General features: G+C 33.9%; 17 protein-coding genes. 9 read left to right on the top strand and 8 right to left on the bottom strand.

Features of this window, described 5'->3' with window-relative positions:
* Positions 1-76 precede the first annotated feature (76 nt).
* The 7 genes from pgk (at position 77) to eno (ending at position 8,556) form a co-directional block, all read left to right on the top strand.
* Positions 77-1,255 (top strand): phosphoglycerate kinase, encoded by a 1,179-nt coding sequence (gene pgk, locus BMX03_RS08510; RefSeq protein WP_008537949.1) that lies wholly within the window; start codon positions 77-79, stop codon positions 1,253-1,255.
* Between the two features lie 32 nt (positions 1,256-1,287).
* On the top strand, positions 1,288-2,040 hold the full coding sequence (gene tpiA / locus BMX03_RS08505) for a triose-phosphate isomerase (protein WP_008537948.1): 753 nt from the start codon (positions 1,288-1,290) through the stop codon (positions 2,038-2,040).
* 137 nt (positions 2,041-2,177) lie between these two features.
* Positions 2,178-3,701, top strand: coding sequence for a 2,3-bisphosphoglycerate-independent phosphoglycerate mutase (gene gpmI, locus BMX03_RS08500; protein ID WP_091694863.1), 1,524 nt, complete (start codon positions 2,178-2,180; stop codon positions 3,699-3,701).
* Positions 3,702-3,866: 165 nt separating this feature from the next.
* On the top strand, positions 3,867-4,565 hold the full coding sequence (locus tag BMX03_RS08495) for an iron-sulfur cluster assembly scaffold protein (RefSeq protein ID WP_008537946.1): 699 nt from the start codon (positions 3,867-3,869) through the stop codon (positions 4,563-4,565).
* Positions 4,566-4,594: 29 nt separating this feature from the next.
* Complete coding sequence (locus BMX03_RS08490) at positions 4,595-5,596, top strand: GGGtGRT protein (protein WP_008537945.1); 1,002 nt, start codon at positions 4,595-4,597, stop codon at positions 5,594-5,596.
* A 39-nt stretch (positions 5,597-5,635) separates the two neighbouring features.
* Entirely contained in the window at positions 5,636-7,054 is a 1,419-nt protein-coding gene (pyk, locus tag BMX03_RS08485; RefSeq protein ID WP_091694861.1) for a pyruvate kinase, read from the top strand.
* Positions 7,055-7,254: 200 nt separating this feature from the next.
* A complete protein-coding gene (gene eno, locus BMX03_RS08480; protein ID WP_091694858.1) occupies positions 7,255-8,556 on the top strand; it encodes a phosphopyruvate hydratase in 1,302 nt (433 codons plus the stop codon).
* Positions 8,557-8,621: 65 nt separating this feature from the next.
* Here eno and BMX03_RS08475 read toward each other — a convergent pair whose 3' ends face one another.
* The 3 genes from BMX03_RS08475 to rsmB are packed head-to-tail and all read right to left on the bottom strand — an operon-like array spanning position 8,622 to position 11,820.
* Positions 8,622-9,386: an FhaA domain-containing protein gene (locus BMX03_RS08475; RefSeq protein WP_091694856.1), complete on the bottom strand. Its 765-nt coding sequence runs from the start codon at positions 9,384-9,386 to the stop codon at positions 8,622-8,624.
* Between the two features lie 22 nt (positions 9,387-9,408).
* Positions 9,409-10,446, bottom strand: a complete 1,038-nt coding sequence (gene rlmN, locus BMX03_RS08470) for a dual-specificity RNA methyltransferase RlmN (RefSeq protein ID WP_091694853.1) — start codon at positions 10,444-10,446, stop codon at positions 9,409-9,411.
* A 45-nt stretch (positions 10,447-10,491) separates the two neighbouring features.
* Positions 10,492-11,820, bottom strand: a complete 1,329-nt coding sequence (rsmB, locus tag BMX03_RS08465; protein WP_091694850.1) for a 16S rRNA (cytosine(967)-C(5))-methyltransferase RsmB — start codon at positions 11,818-11,820, stop codon at positions 10,492-10,494.
* A gap of 240 nt (positions 11,821-12,060) precedes the next feature.
* Here rsmB and BMX03_RS08460 point away from each other — a divergent pair, with 240 nt between their 5' ends.
* Entirely contained in the window at positions 12,061-12,951 is an 891-nt protein-coding gene (locus tag BMX03_RS08460; protein WP_091694848.1) for a zinc ribbon domain-containing protein, read from the top strand.
* Positions 12,952-13,019: 68 nt separating this feature from the next.
* Here the strand turns inward: BMX03_RS08460 and BMX03_RS08455 are convergent, their stop codons facing one another.
* The 4 genes from BMX03_RS08455 to mqnE (BMX03_RS08440) are packed head-to-tail and all read right to left on the bottom strand — an operon-like array spanning position 13,020 to position 17,118.
* Positions 13,020-13,853 carry a phosphorylase family protein gene (locus BMX03_RS08455; RefSeq protein WP_091694845.1) on the bottom strand — a complete coding sequence of 278 codons (834 nt, stop codon included), beginning with the start codon at positions 13,851-13,853 and terminating at the stop codon, positions 13,020-13,022.
* Positions 13,854-13,878: 25 nt separating this feature from the next.
* Entirely contained in the window at positions 13,879-14,910 is a 1,032-nt protein-coding gene (mqnC, locus tag BMX03_RS08450) for a cyclic dehypoxanthinyl futalosine synthase (protein WP_091694842.1), read from the bottom strand.
* 16 nt (positions 14,911-14,926) lie between these two features.
* Positions 14,927-16,003: an aminofutalosine synthase MqnE gene (gene mqnE, locus BMX03_RS08445; protein ID WP_015563413.1), complete on the bottom strand. Its 1,077-nt coding sequence runs from the start codon at positions 16,001-16,003 to the stop codon at positions 14,927-14,929.
* 29 nt (positions 16,004-16,032) lie between these two features.
* Complete coding sequence (mqnE, locus tag BMX03_RS08440; RefSeq protein WP_022228150.1) at positions 16,033-17,118, bottom strand: aminofutalosine synthase MqnE; 1,086 nt, start codon at positions 17,116-17,118, stop codon at positions 16,033-16,035.
* A 169-nt stretch (positions 17,119-17,287) separates the two neighbouring features.
* Here mqnE (BMX03_RS08440) and BMX03_RS08435 point away from each other — a divergent pair, with 169 nt between their 5' ends.
* Positions 17,288-18,232, top strand: a complete 945-nt coding sequence (locus BMX03_RS08435) for an AEC family transporter (protein WP_022228151.1) — start codon at positions 17,288-17,290, stop codon at positions 18,230-18,232.
* Positions 18,233-18,273: 41 nt separating this feature from the next.
* Here the strand turns inward: BMX03_RS08435 and BMX03_RS08430 are convergent.
* Positions 18,274-18,604, bottom strand: a 331-nt coding sequence (locus BMX03_RS08430; RefSeq protein ID WP_143052081.1) for a transposase, incomplete at its 5' end; no start/stop codon positions are given.

Below are 18,604 nucleotides of genomic sequence, written 5' to 3'. Positions count from 1 at the left end.
TTTGATTTGTGCAGCCTTTTATGGACCGGTCTTAAAAAGGCCGGTCCTATTTTGAATTTACGGAGGGTTTTATTTAATGAATAAGAAATCTATTAGAGACATTGATGTAAACGGTAAAAAAGTCTTTATTCGTGTAGACTTTAACGTACCAATGGACGAAAATCAAAACATCACTAATGACAAACGTATTCGTGCTACATTACCTACTTTAAATTATCTTTTAGAAAACAATGCAGCAATTATTCTTGCTTGCCATGTTGGTCGTCCAAAAGGACAGAGAGTTCCTGAATTATCTGTTAAACCTATCGTTGCTAGACTTTCTGAACTCTTAGGTAAAGAAGTTAAATATGCTGAAGATTGTGTTGGCGAAGCTGCAAGTAAAGCTGCTGCTGATTTAAAACCAGGTGAAGTATTACTTCTTGAAAACCTCCGTTATCACAATGAAGAAACTAAAAATGATCCTGAATTTGCAAAACAACTTGCTTCTTTAGCAGATGTTGCTGTTGATGATGCATTTGGTGTATCTCACAGAGCACATGCTTCTAATGCTGGTATCGCTCAGTATGTAGAAGTTGTTGGCGGTTTCTTAATTGAAAAAGAAATTCAGTTCATTGGTAAAGCATTATCCAATCCAGAACGTCCTTTCGTTGCTATCATTGGTGGTGCAAAAGTTTCTGACAAAATCGGTGTTATTTCCAACTTATTAGAAAAAGCTGATGCAGTTGTAATCGGTGGCGGTATGGCAAATACATTCCTCGCTGCTCAAGGTAAAGGTATTGGTTCTTCTTTATTCGAAGAAGAAAAATTACCACTTGCTAAAGAATTACTTGCAAAAGCTGAAGAAAAAGGCGTAAAAGTATTCCTTCCTGCTGAAGTTGTTGTTGCAGATAAATTTGCAGCAGATGCAAATCATAAAACTGTATCCGTTGATGAAGTTCCAGCTGACTGGATGATTCTTGACAATAAATTCAGCAAAGAATGCCAAGAAGCTTTAGAAAATGCAAAAACAATCGTATGGAATGGACCTATGGGTGTATTCGAATTTGATGCATTCGCTCATGGTACTGAAGATATCGCTCATGCAGTTGCTGAATCTACTGGTATCAGCATTGTTGGTGGCGGTGACTCCATTGCTGCTCTTAAGAAAACTGGTCTTTCCGACAAAATCACTCACATTTCCACTGGTGGCGGTGCTACATTAGAATTCCTCGAAGGTAAACCAATGCCAGGTATTGCAGCTATTGCTGACAAATAATAAAAATAAATTATAAAGAGGTTGATTTGATAATGCGTAAACCTATTATTGCTGGTAACTGGAAAATGAACAATACAGTAGCTGCTGGTACTGCTCTTGTAAAAGAATTAGCTCCACTTGTAAAAGATAACAATGCTGTAGATATCGTTGTATGCCCAACATTTACTGCTCTTGCTGCTGTTTGTGAAGCTGTAAAAGGTACTAACATTCATGTTGGTGCTCAGAACGTTCATTGGGAAAAAAGCGGTGCTTTCACTGGCGAAATTTCCGCTGAAATGCTCACAGAACTTGGCGTTGAATATGTTGTAATCGGTCACTCTGAACGTCGTGAAATGTTTGGTGAAACTGATGAATATGTAAATAAACGTGCAAAAGCTGCATTAGCTGCTGGTATTACTCCTATCATTTGCTGTGGTGAAACTTTAGAAACTCGTGAAGCTGGTACAACTAATGATTTCGTTAGTGGTCAGATCAAAGCTGCACTTGAAGGTTTAACTGCTCAGCAAGTTGCTAGCCTTGTTATTGCTTATGAACCAATCTGGGCTATCGGTACTGGTAAAACTGCTACATTTGAACAAGCTGAAGAAGTTTGCGCTTGCATTCGTGAAACTGTTAAAGCTATGTTTGATGAAGCTACTAGCGATGCTGTTCGTATTCAATATGGCGGAAGTGTAAAACCTGCTACTATTGATGGTTTAATGCAAAAACCAAACGTTGATGGTGCTTTAGTTGGTGGCGCTTCTTTAAAAGCTGCTGATTTCAGTGCTATTGTTAACTTTAAATAATTTTTATTATTGATGAACCGTGTGGCACATGGGGATTGCCTGTAATGTAGGAAGCACACATCATAGTAAATTATAAAATGATTTTAACTGGTGTGTGCTATGCTATTTTAAAATTAATAGATTGAGGTAGTGTAATAATGTCAAAACTTAACGCTCCTATTGCTTTAATTATTATGGATGGTTGGGGAGTTGGCGATGCTCAAAGCACAACTAATGCTGTTAATGTAGGTAAAACACCTGTTATTGATGGTTTAACAGCAAAATATCCTCATGCTCAACTTGCTTGCTCTGGTGAAGCAGTAGGTCTTCCTGATGGACAAATGGGAAATTCCGAAGTTGGTCATACAAATATTGGTGCTGGTCGTATCGTTTATCAAGAATTAACACGTATTACAAAAGCTATACGTGAAGGTGCATTCTTCAAAAATCCTGTATTTTTGGATGTTATCAATGCTGTTAAGAAAAAAAATGGTGCGCTTCATTTAATGGGATTATTATCCGATGGTGGAGTTCATAGCCATAATAGTCATCTTTATGCACTCTTACAGCTTGCAAAACAAGAAGGCGTTGAAAACGTTTTCGTTCATGCTTTCCTTGATGGACGTGATGTACCACCATCTAGTGCTGCTGATTATTTAGCTGAGCTTGAAGCTAAATTAAAAGAAATTGGCGTTGGTAAAATAGCTACAATTTCTGGTCGTTATTATGCTATGGACCGTGATAAACGTTGGGATCGTGTTCAGAAAGCTTATAATGCTATCGCTTTAGGCGAAGGTGTAAAACAAGCTTCTAGCGAACTTGCAATTAAAAATTCTTATGAAGAAGATACTACTGATGAATTTGTTGTTCCTGTTGTTGTTGGCAACTATGCAGGTATGGCAAGCAATGATGGAGCTATTTTCTTTAACTTCCGTCCTGATAGAGCACGTGAACTTACTCATGCTTTTGTGGATACTACTTTTGATGGCTTTGTTCGCAATGAAGATTTGAAAATTCCATTTGCAACAATGACTCAATATGAAAAAGGTATGAACGTAGAAATTGCTTATAAACCTGAGTCTTTAACAAATACTTTAGGTGAATATGTAAGCAAACTCGGTTATACTCAACTTCGTATTGCAGAAACTGAAAAATATGCACATGTAACTTTCTTCTTTAATGGCGGTATTGAGCAGCCTTATGAAGGTGAAGATCGTATCTTAGTACCTTCTCCAAAAGTTGCTACTTATGATTTACAACCTGAAATGAGTGCTATTGAAGTTACTGATAAAGTTGTAGAAGCTATTTTATCTAAAAAATATGATTTCATCATTTTAAACTATGCTAATGGTGATATGGTTGGTCATACAGGTGTTATGGAAGCAGCTGTAAAAGCTGTAGAAACTGTAGATACTTGTGTTGGTCGCTTTGTAGATGCAATAAAACAAGTTGGCGGTACTGTATGTATTACAGCTGACCATGGTAATGCTGAAAAAATGTTAGATGAAGAAACTAAAGAAGCATTTACAGCACATACTACAAATCCTGTACCATTTATCGTAGTTTCTGATAAAGTAAAAGAAGTTAAAGATGGTGCTTTATGTGATATTGCTCCAACTTTATTGAAATTAGCAGGTCTTGAAGTTCCAGCAGAAATGACTGGAAAAGCTTTAATCGATTAATATTATCTTATTGGCAAATTAAGTTTTAATATAAGATTATATTATTGAAATAAGAAAAACTATTGTTATTTTAAGTTTTAGTTTCATAAACTTGAATAATGATATCATATAATGATATAATGTATATCGTGTATAAAATGTATATATTAAGGAGAGGAAACAAAGATGATCTATTCACAAGAAGTGTCTAATATGACATGTGTGGCAAAAGGCATTGAAAAACATGGCCCAGCTCCAATTCCTGAAGAAGGCAAATGGGTACAGGCTAAAGAAATTAAAGATATCAGCGGTTTAACTCATGGTGTTGGCTGGTGTGCTCCTCAACAGGGTGCATGTAAACTAACTCTTAATGTTAAAGAAGGCGTTATCCAAGAAGCTTTAGTAGAAACTATTGGTTGCTCTGGTATGACTCATTCCGCAGCTATGGCTTCTGAAATTCTTCCTGGTAAAACTATTCTTGAAGCATTAAACACAGACCTCGTTTGTGATGCTATTAATACTGCTATGAGAGAATTATTCCTCCAGATTGTATACGGTAGAACTCAGACTGCATTCTCCGAAGGTGGTCTTCCTATCGGTGCTGGCCTCGAAGACCTTGGTAAAGGTTTAAGAAGCCAAGTTGGTACTATGTATGGTACACTTGAAAAAGGTCCTCGTTATCTTGAACTTGCTGAAGGTTATGTAACAAGAATTGCTCTTGATGCAGAAGATCGTATCATTGGTTATGAATTCGTTCACCTCGGCAAAATGATGGAAATGATCACTAAAAAAGGTATTCCTGCACAGGAAGCTTTAGAAAAAGCAAAAGGTACTTATGGACGTTTTGCTGATGCTGCAAGATACGTAGATCCTCGTAAAGAATAATACAAGAAAATAGGAAGGAATGAAAATAAATGGCATTGTTTGAAAGTTACGAACGTCGTATTGACAAAATTAACAAAGCTTTAGACAGCTATGGCATCTCTTCTTTAGAAGAAGCTAAAAAAATCTGTGATGATAAAGGCATAGATGTAGCTAAAATCGTTAAAGATACACAGCCAATCTGCTTTGAAAATGCTTGCTGGGCTTACACAGTAGGTGCAGCTATGGCTATTAAAAAAGGTACTACAAAAGCTGTAGAAGCTGCTAAAATTATTGGTGAAGGTTTACAGGCTTTCTGTATTCCAGGTTCTGTTGCTGAAAACAGAAAAGTTGGTTTAGGTCATGGTAATCTTGCATCCATGCTTTTAAGTGAAGATGCAAAATGCTTTGCTTTCCTTGCTGGTCATGAATCTTTTGCTGCTGCAGAAGGTGCTATTAAAATTGCTGAAAAAGCAAACAAAGTAAGAAAAGAACCATTAAAAGTTATTTTAAATGGTCTTGGTAAAGATGCTGCTCAGATCATCTCTCGTATCAACGGCTTCACTTATGTTCAGACTCAGTTTGATTATGCTACAGGTGAAGTTAGTGTAGTTAATGAAACTGCATATTCTAACGGCCCTCGTGCTGCTATCAAATGCTATGGTGCAGATAGCGTTCAAGAAGGCGTTGCAATTATGCACAAAGAAGATGTTGACATCTCTATCACTGGTAACTCTACTAATCCTACCCGTTTCCAACATCCAGTAGCTGGTTGCTACAAAAAAGAATGTATCGAAAAGGGTAAAAAATATTTCTCCGTTGCTTCCGGTGGCGGTACTGGTAGAACATTGCATCCAGATAACATGGCAGCAGGTCCTGCTTCCTATGGTATGACTGATACTATGGGTCGTATGCACTCTGATGCTCAGTTTGCAGGTTCTTCTTCTGTTCCTGCTCACGTAGAAATGATGGGTCTTATCGGTATGGGTAACAACCCTATGGTAGGCGCTAGCGTAGCAGTAGCAGTAGCTATTGAAGAAGCAATGAGCAAATAAAATTTATTTATTATTATTATTTAGGTGGGGATTTTAAAAATGTTAAAGAAAACAAAAATCGTTTGCACAATGGGTCCTAACTATGACAATGGTACTGAACTTTTAGAAAACGTTATTGAAAACGGCATGAACGTTGCTCGTTTCAACTTCTCTCATGGTGACTATGCAGAACATGAAGAACGTATTAATAAAGTTAAAGAAGTTTCCAAAAAAATGGGTAAAACTGTATCTTTAATGCTTGATACAAAAGGACCTGAAATGCGTCTTGGCGATTTTGCTGAAGGTAAAGTATACCTTAAAAAAGGTAATAAATTCACTTTAACTAATGATGACATTCCAGGTGACGAAACTCATGTTTCCATCAATCACAAAAAACTTTACACAGAAGTTAAACCAGGTAATATTTTATTACTTTCTGATGGTCTTGTAGGTCTTCATGTTGACGAAATCGTAGGTAAAGACATCGTTTGCACAATTTTAAATGATGGTCCTATGAGCACTCGTAAACGTGCTGCAGCTCCTGGTGTATCCCTCGGTCTTCCTGCTATTTCTGAACAAGATAGAAACGATATCATTTTCGGTATTGAACATGATATGGATTTCGTAGCAGCTTCCTTCATCCAACGTGCTGAAGACGTTGAAGCTATCCGTGCTCTTATTAAAGAACATGGCGGACACATGGAAATTATTTCCAAAATCGAATGTGTTGAAGCTGTTAAAAATATTGATGCTATCATCGCTGCTTCCGACGCTATCATGGTTGCTCGTGGTGACCTTGGTGTTGAAATGCCAGCTGAAGAAGTTCCACTTATTCAGAAAGATATCATCAAAAAATGTAACAAACTTGGCAAACCAGTTATCGTAGCTACTCAGATGCTTGAAACTATGACTTCTAACCCACGTCCAACTCGTGCAGAAGCTTCTGACGTTGCTAACGCTATCTTTGATGGTGCAGACGCTATCATGCTTTCTGGTGAATCCGCTAATGGTGATTATCCATTAGAAGCTGTTTCTACAATGAACGTTATTGCTAAACGTGTAGAACAAGCTCTTGAATACAAAGAAATCTTCGTATCCAAAGGTTTCACTCATCACAATGTTACTACAACTGACGTTATCGCTCATGCTACAGTACAGATGGCTTATGAACTTAGTGCACAAGCTATCATCACTCCAACTGAAAGCGGTTACACTTCTAAAGTTGTATCCAAATATCGTCCAAAAGCTACAATCATCGCTTATACTCCAAATGATCGTGTAGCTCGTCACTTAAATCTTCGTTGGGGCGTTGTTCCAGTAGAAGGTAAAGCTTGGGACGATGTTGATGAAATGATCGCAACAGCTACTGCTGCATCTGTTCGTCAGGGCATTGTAAAACAGGGTGATAAAACAATCATCACTTCTGGTATGAAATTCGGTGAAGGTAACACAAGCACAATCCGTGTTCATACTATCTAATCGGATTTAGTAGATTTAAACACATGTGTTAATGATTAAAATAACCTTAGGGCAAAAATGCTCTAAGGTTATTTTTTTATTAATTATTAAGTTATTTTTATTTACAATAAATATTGATAATCTATCTTAATTATGATAATATATAAATGAATTGAGAATAAAAATCATTTGCTTAAAATATTATCAAAGGAGATATTTAAATGATATTTAATAAATTAAAAATCGAAAAAGTAATTGGTAGAGAAATTATTGATTCTAGAGGAAATCCAACTGTAGAAGCTGAAGTAATTTTAGCAGATGGAACACTTGGTAGAGGTTGTGCTCCTAGTGGTGCCTCTACAGGCGTATTTGAGGCTTTAGAGCTTCGTGATGGAGATAAAACACGTTATAATGGAAAAGGTGTTTTAAATGCTGTAGAAAATATTAATACTATCATTCATAATGCTTTAGTAGGAAAAGATGCTTCTGATATTTATGCTGTAGATAATGCTATGATAGAAGCTGATGGTACAAAAGATAAATCTAATTTAGGTGCAAATGCTATTTTAGCGGTATCAATAGCTAATGCACAAGCTGCTAGTAAATCTTTAGGTATTCCACTTTATCGCTATTTTGGTGGCATTAATGGTAATAGATTACCTGTGCCAATGATGAATATCTTAAATGGTGGTGCACATGCAACTAATACAGTAGATATTCAAGAGTTCATGATTATGCCAGCAGGTGCTCCAAGCTTTAGAGAAGCACTTCGTTGGTGTAGTGAAGTTTTCCATGCTTTACAAAAATTATTGAAGGATAGAAACTTAGCAACATCTGTTGGTGATGAAGGTGGATTTGCTCCAAATCTTTCTAGTGATGAGGAGACTATTGAAGTAATTTTAGAAGCAGTAAAAATAGCAGGATATGAGCCTGGTAAAGATTTTATGATTGCTATTGATGCAGCTGCTAGTGAATGGAAAGGTAATAAAATAGGAGAGTATATCTTACCTAAATCTGGTAAAAAATTTACTACTGATGAATTAATCGCTCATTGGAAAATGTTAGTGGAAAAATATCCAATTGTTTCTTTAGAAGATGGTCTTGATGAAGAAGATTGGGAAGGTTGGAAGAAATTAACTGATGCTATTGGCGATAAAGTTCAGCTTGTAGGTGATGATTTATTTGTAACTAATACAGAAAGATTATCTCGTGGTATAAAAGAAGGCGCAGGAAATTCTATTTTGATTAAGTTAAATCAAATTGGCTCTATTTCTGAAACTTTAGAAGCTATTAAAATGGCTCATAAAGCTGGTTATACTGCTGTTACTTCTCATCGTTCTGGTGAAACAGAAGATACTACTATAGCTGATTTAGCAGTGGCTTTAAATACTTGTCAGATTAAAACTGGAGCACCTAGTAGAAGTGAACGCGTAGCAAAATACAATCAATTATTGAGAATTGAAGAAGATTTAAAACAATCTGCTGTATATCCAGGATTTGATGCATTTAATCAAAAACATTAATATTGATAAAATAAAAAAGAAGTGGTACATATAAATACCACTTCTTTTTTTATTTAAATAATCTATCAAATAAGGTCATAAACAATACGAGTATTTCCTATTTGAATAATATCTCCAGGGCATAAACAGAAATTAGTTATAGGTCTATCATTAACAGATGTGCCATTTAAACTATTAGCATCACGAAGAATGTGTCTACCATGTTCAAAGGTAATATAGGCATGAAGTCTAGATACATTTACATCTGTTAAAAGAAATTCATTTTTATCACGTCTGCCAAGATGAATTTGATTACAACCAAAAGCTAAATAAGAGTCTTTATCTGGTCCTTCAATAATAGTTAAAGAAGCAAAATTTAAAGCTTGTTGTTTATGTGAAGGATTAGTTATTTCTTTTATATCAAGGTTAGGAACAATAATCGTACCTTGTTCTAAATCATTTACATTATCATTGTCTGTATCAGAAGTTTTATCGCTATTAAATTTAGCTGTTATTTCACAAACGCCTAATTTAAATTTAGGAGATTTTAGAATATGGATAGTTGGTAGTGTTTCCATAAAATAATCTTTTTGAATGACAGATTTATAAAGAAATAATTTTAAATGATTTTGTGTTTCTATATTATTTAATTGGTTAAAATCTTCATCACTCATAGTAATTGTAAATTTATCAGGAACAAAAATAGCACGATTTACGCGTTTTTTCTGACGGATTAAAATACGGTCAATAATTTTTTCTATTTCTACCATTTGTAGATTACTTGAGAATTTACGATTAAAAAAACCTTCAATATTTTTTTCAAGAAAATTTTCCATACGTGAAAAAAACATAAAAATTCAACTCCTAGAGTTTTTATTTTGCTAAATGTTTATTACGCAATTGACCACATGCTGCTTGAATATCTGTACCCATTTCTTGACGAATGGTAGCTGTGAGATGATGGTCATTTAAATACTTAGCGAAAGCTTTTATTCTAGCTAAAGAAGGACGATTGTAATTACGTTCTTTGACTGGATTGATAGGGATTAAGTTCACATTAGCTAATTGATTTTTTAAGAGTTTACATAATTCTACTGCTTCAGTCATGTTATCATTGTATTTATCAATTAAAATATATTCATAAGTTATGCGTCTTTTAGTAGTATTAGCATAATTTACAGCAGCTTTAATGACTTCTTCGATAGGATAGCGTTTATTAATAGGCATTAGCTCTGTCCGTAATTCATTATTCGGCGCGTGTAAGGAAATTGATAAGGTAATAGGTAGATTTTCTTGAGCTAATTTATTTATTCCAGGCACGATACCAGATGTGGAAATTGTGATATTGCGATAACCTAAATTTAAGCAATAAGGCTCATGTACTAAACGAATGAAGTTTAATACATTATCATAGTTGAGCATAGGCTCACCAGAACCCATGATTACTATATTATTGATTTGCTCGCCTGTTTGATTTAATAATTCTTGAATAAACATTGCTTGAGCTAAAATTTCGCCTGTGGATAAGTTTCTAGCCATGCCGTGAAGCGTAGAAGCACAGAAGCTACAACCCATATTGCAACCTGCTTGAGAGGAAACACAGATACTATTGCCATAAGGTTGACGCATTAAAACTGTTTCTACACCGATACCATCGCCAAATTCTAATAAAAATTTAGTTGTTTTGCCATCACTAGAATCTAATCTATCACAAGATTTAGCACGTTCAATAGTAAATTCTTGTGCTAATTTTTCACGTAAATCTTTGGAAAGATTGGTCATTTCATCAAAAGATGTAGCATGTTTTTGATAGAGCCACTCAATAATTTGTTTTGCTCTAAATTTTGGTAGGTTTAAATCTGTGATTAGTGAAGTAAGTTCAGTTAAATTTAAGCCAAAAATATTGGTCATTATAAATTCCCTTCTAAAATAAATATAAATAATAATTTAAGATTTTTATACTTTTTTGTACATACGAGCGATAAAGAAGCCATCTGTATTATCTTTATATGGCATTAATTGTAATGTTTTTTCTTTACTTTTTGTTTTAAATGGTAAATATTTGCGGATATCTTCTAAAACGAATTCTGGATGTTTAGCTAAAAATTGATTGATGATTTCTATATTTTCTTGTGGCATGATTGTACAAGTACTATAGACTAAAACGCCTTGAGGTTTTACAGCAAGAGCAGCTGACTCTAAGATAGCTAATTGAAGAGGTGGTAATTCTTCAAAGATTTCCGCTGTTTTGTTCCAACGAGAATCAGGTTTACGGCGAAGTACGCCCATTCCAGAACATGGTGCATCAACTAATACTTTATCTGCTTGGTTTTTATATTGATTGCCTATTTCACGGGCATCTAATAATTTAGGCTCAATGATGTTGATACCTAATCTATTGGCATTATCTTGAATTAGTTTTAATTTATGTTCGTAGATATCACAAGCTATGATTTTTCCTTTATTTTGCATCAAAGTAGCCATATGTGTAGTTTTACCACCAGGGGCACTACATGTATCAATGATAAATTCATTAGGTTTAGGATCAACTACATGAGCCACAAGCATAGAACTTTCATCCTGCACTTGGGCAAAACCGTTTTGTAATGGTGCTAATTGATTTAAAGAAGTATGCGTTTTACAAATAATTCCTTCTGGTGCTAATTTAGAAGGAATTACTTCGCAACCTGTATTTATAAGCTCTGTGATTAATTCTTGTCGTGTTGTTTTCAATGTATTGGTACGCAATACAAGTGGAGCATTAGTGTTATTGAATTGACAAAGCTTGATAGCAGCTTCACTACCAAAAGTATGAATGAATTTTTTTACTAGCCAAAGAGGGTGTTGTTCTCTAATAGCTAATTCACTAGCTTTATTGCCTGTAGGCATAGCGTATTTTTCTGGTTGGCGGATTAAATTACGCAAAACACCATTTACAAATTTTGCAGAACCTTGATTAGAATATTTTTTAGCAAGATTTACAGCTTCATTGCAAGCTGCTGATTCAGGAATTTTGTCCATGAATACAATTTGATAAATACCTAATCGCAATATATTAATGATTGTTGGTTCGATTTTATTTAAAGGTCTATTTACAAATTTTTTTAAAATCCAAAGTAGAGTATCGCCTGCTTTTACTGTACCATAAACTAATTCAGTGATGAAACGGCGGTCTTGGTCGGATAATTGATTTTTTTGCAAATGGCGTGATAGGGATATATTAGCATAAGCTTGTTGAGTATATACTTCATTTAAAATATTTAAAGCAACTTCACGAGCGTTCATAAAATCTCCTTTGCATTTAGTAAACTAAAAAAGACGCTAAGAAAAGCGCCCCTTGAGAATACGTATTTATATTAATATATAATCTTGGTTACAAATTTATTATATAATATAGATAGAAGCTATGCAAGTTAGTAAAAAATAAAGTAAAAATAAGATGATTTTTATTATTAGAAAAGCAACCTTCCTATATGTTCCTGTTTATTTTGTTATACTTTATTTTAGTAAGTGTAACAAAGGGAGATGATTATTATTTTTTGTCCTAATTGTGGTAATCAGATAAATGATAATGAAAAATTTTGTTCTAAATGTGGAAATCAAATTAAGCAAAATAGCCAAGATAATAATGAGCAAATGAAGCAAAGTGAAAAAACAACGAGAGATAATATCAGTCAAAATGTAGATACTGAAAAGAATTATACAAAATATAAGTATATAGGTATTTTTATCGCTGTAATTTTATTATTAGGATTGGTTCCCTTTGGTGCATATAGTTATTTTGCTCATAAAGATACAAAACAAGTTGAGCAAAATGTAACGGTAGAGCAAAATAAAGAAAATACTGCAAGTGAAGATAAAAATAATGCAGTTAAAGAAGATGTTAAACAACCAGTAGAGGATATTGTTAATTTAGAATATACTCAAAATGATAAATTTATATTAGGCGATAAGGAAGTAGCATATTTCCCTAGCAGTAAAATATCTTTTAAAAATGTAGATAATAATTGTTCGGTTATGCTAGATGATAAAAATCAAGTTTTAATGAACTTTTATACAAATAGGGATGTACCAGATTTAAGTATTAAAGAGATAAAATTGGCAAATTCCGATAAACTTTTCTATGAAGTAATATGTACAGCAGGAGCTCATGCAAAATTAGAAGGCTATTGGCTAATAGGCAAAAAAGATGGCGAATGGACTGTATTTATTTCCATGGATAATCTAAAGAGTTTTGGTATAAATCCAGATAAGTATTATAATATGAACAATAAAATTGTAAATGGAAAACTCATCATCAATTGTTTTCATTTAGAAGTTCCTGAAGGAAAATCTATGGCAGAAGGTAAAAAAATCAATGATTGTTATGTAAAAGTAGATTGGGATAATAATAAACAGACTTTTAGAATGTATTAATAAAAGTAAATAGTAAAAACAATATAAAAGACGTATACAAATAAATGTATACGTCTTATTTTTATATTTTAATCATCATAAATGCCTTTTAATAAAGTTTCTTTGCGTAAAGATAAGCATTCGCAATTTCTATCTTGCTGGGCTAAAGAACGGATTGTATCTAAAAGAATTTTGCTGATCATAGGTGCATCATCATAGAAGATATCTTCTAATACTTGATGAGACCATGGTTTGATACCTTCGCCATAATTTACTACATAATAAAGACCAGCATAACAAGCTCCGATTTCACGAGCGAGATATACTTCAGGGCAGATGGATTGACCTACAATATCTGCATGACCATTTAACATAGCGATTTCCGCAGGGCTTTCGAAATGACGACCGTCTGTGTTAGCATAAGTTCCACGTGTAAAAATTCTACCGCTGAAATGTTTACGTGTATTTTTGATTAATTCTTCACGCATTTGAGGACAAAGTGCATCACGCATAACAAGTAAATATTTGCCTTCAAGTCCGACATCTTTGCGAACAGACATATCAAGATAATCATCAGGAATGAGAAAATCTCTAGTATCTAATAATTTATTGATAGTACCTACGCCACCTTCAGAGAAAATGCGTTTTACACCAGCTTCGCGGAAAGTCCAGAATAATTGGCGGGAAGCATCAGCACGATTGACACCACTTCTCCAACCATGCATTTTGCAAGTTAAAACGCGTGTACCTGCTACTTCAAATAAGCGAAGCTCAGTAGTTTTGCCATAAGGTGTATCAAAAATCATGCGGTCTTGAATGATTTTTACATCATCACATTTAGCACCTAATGGAAAATTGCTGGATAATGTACCAGAACCACCGATAATTGCAAAATCGGCTTGAGGAATGTTTTGTGTATTCATAAAAAATCTCCTTAATTAAATTTTATTAAAATCGACGAATAATATTATATTCTGTATCACGTTGAGCTGCTTTAAAATCAGCTTTTTCAATTGTAGTTACCATTTTATCGATGGACATTTGATAAGCAGTACCAGCTGCACGAACGACATTTTCTTCAAGCATGATACTACCTAAATCGTCAGCACCAAAAGCTAATGTTATTTGTCCAATTTGTTGACCTTGTGTAACCCAAGAGCCTTGAATATGAGAGATATTATCAAAATAGAGTCTAGATACGGCTAGAGCTTTTAGATATTCCCATGAGGATAATTTGTTGCCACCTAATTGAGTATTTCCAGGTTGGAAAGTCCACATGATGAAAGCTCTGAAACCACTTGTTTTATCTTGAAGGTCGCGAACACGTCGCATATGTTCAATGCGTTCTTCAATAGTTTCGCCGAGTCCTAAAACCATGGTAGCTGTACTCTCCATGCCGATAGAATGGGCAGTTTCCATTACTTTTAGCCAATCATCTGTCATGATTTTTTTGGGGCTTACAATTTTACGTACACGGTCAACTAAGATTTCAGCTCCACCACCTGGAAGTGAAGCAAGACCAGCAGAACGTAAATCTTGTAGAGTTTCTTTGATAGACTTATTGGCTATCTTGGAGAAATGAAGTATTTCCGCAGGAGAAAAAGAATGGATTACAATATCAGGAAAGGCTGTTTTGATGGTATTAATCATATTTAAGTAATATTCAAAAGATAAAGAAGGGTGCAGACCTCCTTGTAACATGATTTGCGTACCACCAGCTTCCTGAGTTTCTTTTACTTTTTGTAAAATAGTTTCTATGGGCAATAAATAAGCGTCTTTGTGATTTTCGCGACGGAAAAAAGCACAGAAACGACATTCATTAAGGCAAACATTAGTGTAGTTAATATTGCGGTCTACAATGAAAGTAACAGTATTGCCAGGGTGTTTTTCTTGGCGAATTTTATTCGCTTGTTGACCTAATTCTAAAATATCACCATGTTTTAAAAGGTCAATAGCTTCTTTATCAGAAAGTCTGTTCATTAATCATACCTCTAATTTATTTTATTTTTCGATATAAAGAATCACGTTGAACAGGTGTATAGCCTGTTTCGGTGATGATTTTTTGCAATTGTGCAGTAGTCATTTTTTGACCTGTTTTAGCACCAGCAGCATGAATGATTTGTTCTTCTTCAACTGTACCATCTAAATCATCAGCACCAAAAGCAAGGGCTAATTGAGCGATAGGCAAGGTGAGCATCATCCAAAAGGCTTTGATATGAGGAATGTTATCCAATACGAGTCTAGAAATAGCGATAAAACGCAAGCTTTCATAAGATGTAATAGGTTTTATATTGTCTAATTGAGTATTTTGCGGATGAAATGGGAATGAAATAAATGCTTGAAAACCATGTGTTTCATCTTGAATTTCTCTAAGTGTGAATAAATGCTGTAGTCTTTGTTCTATAGTTTCAATATGACCATAAAGTTCAGAAGCATTAGTTTTCATACCGAGTTTATGAGCTGTTTTTATGGTTTCAATCCATTCTTGTGTATTGGCTTTGTTTGGGCAGATTTTAGCACGGATTTCATCATCTAAAATTTCTGCTCCACCACCTGGAAGGGAATCAAGACCTGCTTGTTGTAAAATAGTTAAGACTTCGTAAATACTTTTTTGAGAAATCTTGGCAAAATGAACTATTTCCACAGGTGTAAAAGCTTGAATATGCACATTAGGCAAAAGTTTTTTTATGGATTTAATGATTTCTATATAGTAATTAAAATCGTTAGTAGGATGGAGAGAGCTTACAATGTGTATTTCTGTTAATCCTTTGACATGAGCGATAGTGTCTTTGATTTTAGCTTCAACATCTTCTTTAGTTAAGACAAAACCTCGTTTATCGCCATCTTCGCAAGAGAAAGCACATAGAGGGCAATTAGCAGTGCAAATGTTAGATAAATTTATATGGCGGTTGATATTATAATAGACTTCTTTTTGGCTATGACGTTCTTTGGCTTTTCTTGCCCATGTAGCTAAGTCTAAAATATCAGCGTGTTTGTATAGATATAGTGCTTCGTCAAAAGATAAACGCTCTCCATTTTGAGCTTTTGTTATAGCTTGTTGATTGATATTCATAAATAAAAATCCTTTACAAAATAATTAGCTTAATATGTTCTGATTATATTGAAATTGCAATCACATTCAGCAGGTATTCTGCCTGTTTGTTTGATTAAATTGATTAGATTATCACGAGTGAGTGCTTTTGGTGAATTTGCGCCGGCATCGTGCATGATTTTTTCTTCGCTGATAGTACCGTCCACATCATTTGCACCAAAGCCTAAAGCTAATTGAGCGATAGGTAAAGTGAGCATTACCCAATATGCTTTAATATTATGAATGTTATCAAGCATTAATCTACAGATAGCCATAGTTTTTAAATCGTCCCAAACATTAGTGCGATGAACAGTTTTACCTAATTTTGTATTGGCAGGGTGGAATGGGAAGCAAATAAATGTCTGAATGCCACCTGTTTCATCTTGAAGATTGCGAAGTGTGATTAAATGGTCGACACGTTCTTCAATAGTTTCAATATGACCATAGAGCATGGAAGCGTTTGTCTTGATACCAAGCTGATGAGCAGTGCGAGAAACTTCTAACCATTCTTGAGCTGTAGCTTTATTAGGGCAGAGTTTCTGACGAATTCGGTCATTTAAAATTTCAGCTCCACCACCTGGCATAGCTTCAATGCCTGCATCTTTTAATTCTTGTAATACTTCACGAATGGATTTTCCAGAAATCTTAGCAAAATGAGTGATTTCCACGCCAGTAAAACCTTTTAAATGAAGTTGAGGAAATTCTTTTTTGAGCATTTTAATGATATCTACATAATAAGAAAAAGGCCAATCAGGATGTAATCCACTTACAATATGAAGATTTTTCATATTTGGATCTTTGCAAGCATTAGCTACTTTATTATAAATTTGCTCCATAGTCATAGCATACGCTTTTTTGTCTGTAGCTTCACAACCGAAAGCACAGAAATCACAAAGAGCTGTGCAAATATTAGTTAAATTTAAATGACAATTTACATTGTAATAAACGTAATCTCCGCTGATACGTTTACGTACTAAATCTGCAAGATAACCTATGCGAGCAAGGTCATTGGAAGCAAAAAGAGCCAACCCATCTTCTTTTGTTAGACGCTCATTATTTAAAATCTTTTGTTCTATTTTATCTAATGTATTAATCACGAGAACACCTCTTAAGTTAAAAAATTCACTTATTAGATTTTACTCTTTTTTTATATATGTATCAACTATAATTATTGAATAGGAAAATAAGTTTTATAAATATTATTAGTGAATAAAATTTTGTGCTATAATAAAAAATACTTATTAATTTTGATGAGAAAGGATTTTTATGGATAATTTGATTTTTAGCTTGAATGCGACTATACCAGTCTTTTTAATGATGGTATTGGGTATGATTTTTCGCAAAATAGGATTATTTGATGAAGCTTTTATTACAAAAATGAATAAATTTGTATTTGTAGTAGCTTTGCCAGCATTATTATTTGAAGATATTGGCTCAGCTAATTTTTATGAAGCTTGGGATACTACATATGTTTTATACTGTTTTGGGGCAACTTTGCTTAGTATATTGATTTCTTTTTTTATTTCTATACCTTTTAGAAAAAATGTTTCTCAAGGCGAATTTGTGCAGGCTGCATATCGCAGTAGTGCTGCTATAATCGGTATGGCTTTTGTACAAAATATTTATGGTGATTATGGTATGGCTTCTTTGATGATAATAGGTACTGTGCCTTTGTATAATGTGATGGCGGTTGTCGTATTGGCTTTATTAAAACCTGGTCAAAGTAGTTTAACTTTTGCCTTGATGAAAAAAACTATTAAAGGCATTATTACTAATCCGATTATATTAGGTATAGTAGTGGGTGTTATTTGGTCACTTTTGAAAATTCCAACTCCAGTGATTGTACATAAGACTGTATCTTTGCTTGCTGTTTTGGCTACACCTATGGGGCTTATGGCTATGGGAGCAGCATTTAAATTTCAAGGATTTAGTCAAAATATAAAGCCTATTATTGTTTGTAGTGTTATGAAATTAGTTGTATTTGTAGTGTTATTTATGCCATTTGCTATTTATTTAGGCTTTACAGAAAGTAAATTGGTCGCAGCATTGATTATGTTGGGTTCAGCTACAACTGTAAGCTGCTATATCATGGCACGAAGCATGAATCATGATGGTAACTTAACTGCTGGAACAGTAATGTTAACAACTCTTGGAAGTGCGTTTTCATTGACTTTCTGGCTCTATATATTAAAATGTTTGAACTTAGTATAAGTAAGTAAAAAATAGATGATTATCTTTTTATTTAATTATACTCATTGTGCTAGTTCATTTTTTATTGTATAAACTAATAAACATTGTTCCAATCTTAATCGAAATCCTAAAATAGATTGTACTCTTATTCTTTCTATATCAAATAAATTTACTAATTTAGAAAATACTGTCTCTATATATTTCCTCTTCTTTTTTAGAAATTTACTATTTTCTTGTTTCTTTTCTTTCATATTTTTTCTTGATGGTGTCCAAAACCATATTCCTTCTTTTTCCAATTTCTTTTTTAATTCATTACTTAGATATCCTTGGTCTGCTAAAATATATTGACATCTATATTGTCTTAACAAATCTTCTACCATTTTTATATCATGT

The sequence above is a fragment of the Megamonas sp. Calf98-2 genome (assembly GCF_900110235.1).
Lineage (GTDB): Bacteria > Bacillota > Negativicutes > Selenomonadales > Selenomonadaceae > Megamonas > Megamonas funiformis.
Note: the sequence above shows the minus strand (reverse complement) of the source record. Positions and strands in the feature narration are given on the sequence as shown.

What these genes read in the sequence shown, in the direction of transcription:
- BMX03_RS08475 (WP_091694856.1), bottom strand. Translation starts at nt 9,386, where the DNA reads ATGTTTTTTTCACGTATGGAAAATTTTCTTGAAAAAAATATTGAAGGT.
- gpmI (WP_091694863.1), top strand. Translation starts at nt 2,178, where the DNA reads ATGTCAAAACTTAACGCTCCTATTGCTTTAATTATTATGGATGGTTGG.
- BMX03_RS08435 (WP_022228151.1), top strand. Translation starts at nt 17,288, where the DNA reads ATGGATAATTTGATTTTTAGCTTGAATGCGACTATACCAGTCTTTTTA.
- BMX03_RS08460 (WP_091694848.1), top strand. Translation starts at nt 12,061, where the DNA reads ATGATTATTATTTTTTGTCCTAATTGTGGTAATCAGATAAATGATAAT.
- BMX03_RS08455 (WP_091694845.1), bottom strand. Translation starts at nt 13,853, where the DNA reads ATGAATACACAAAACATTCCTCAAGCCGATTTTGCAATTATCGGTGGT.
- pyk (WP_091694861.1), top strand. Translation starts at nt 5,636, where the DNA reads ATGTTAAAGAAAACAAAAATCGTTTGCACAATGGGTCCTAACTATGAC.
- pgk (WP_008537949.1), top strand. Translation starts at nt 77, where the DNA reads ATGAATAAGAAATCTATTAGAGACATTGATGTAAACGGTAAAAAAGTC.
- BMX03_RS08495 (WP_008537946.1), top strand. Translation starts at nt 3,867, where the DNA reads ATGATCTATTCACAAGAAGTGTCTAATATGACATGTGTGGCAAAAGGC.
- BMX03_RS08490 (WP_008537945.1), top strand. Translation starts at nt 4,595, where the DNA reads ATGGCATTGTTTGAAAGTTACGAACGTCGTATTGACAAAATTAACAAA.
- mqnE (WP_015563413.1), bottom strand. Translation starts at nt 16,003, where the DNA reads ATGAATATCAATCAACAAGCTATAACAAAAGCTCAAAATGGAGAGCGT.
- mqnC (WP_091694842.1), bottom strand. Translation starts at nt 14,910, where the DNA reads ATGAACAGACTTTCTGATAAAGAAGCTATTGACCTTTTAAAACATGGT.
- rsmB (WP_091694850.1), bottom strand. Translation starts at nt 11,820, where the DNA reads ATGAACGCTCGTGAAGTTGCTTTAAATATTTTAAATGAAGTATATACT.
- rlmN (WP_091694853.1), bottom strand. Translation starts at nt 10,446, where the DNA reads ATGACCAATATTTTTGGCTTAAATTTAACTGAACTTACTTCACTAATC.
- eno (WP_091694858.1), top strand. Translation starts at nt 7,255, where the DNA reads ATGATATTTAATAAATTAAAAATCGAAAAAGTAATTGGTAGAGAAATT.
- tpiA (WP_008537948.1), top strand. Translation starts at nt 1,288, where the DNA reads ATGCGTAAACCTATTATTGCTGGTAACTGGAAAATGAACAATACAGTA.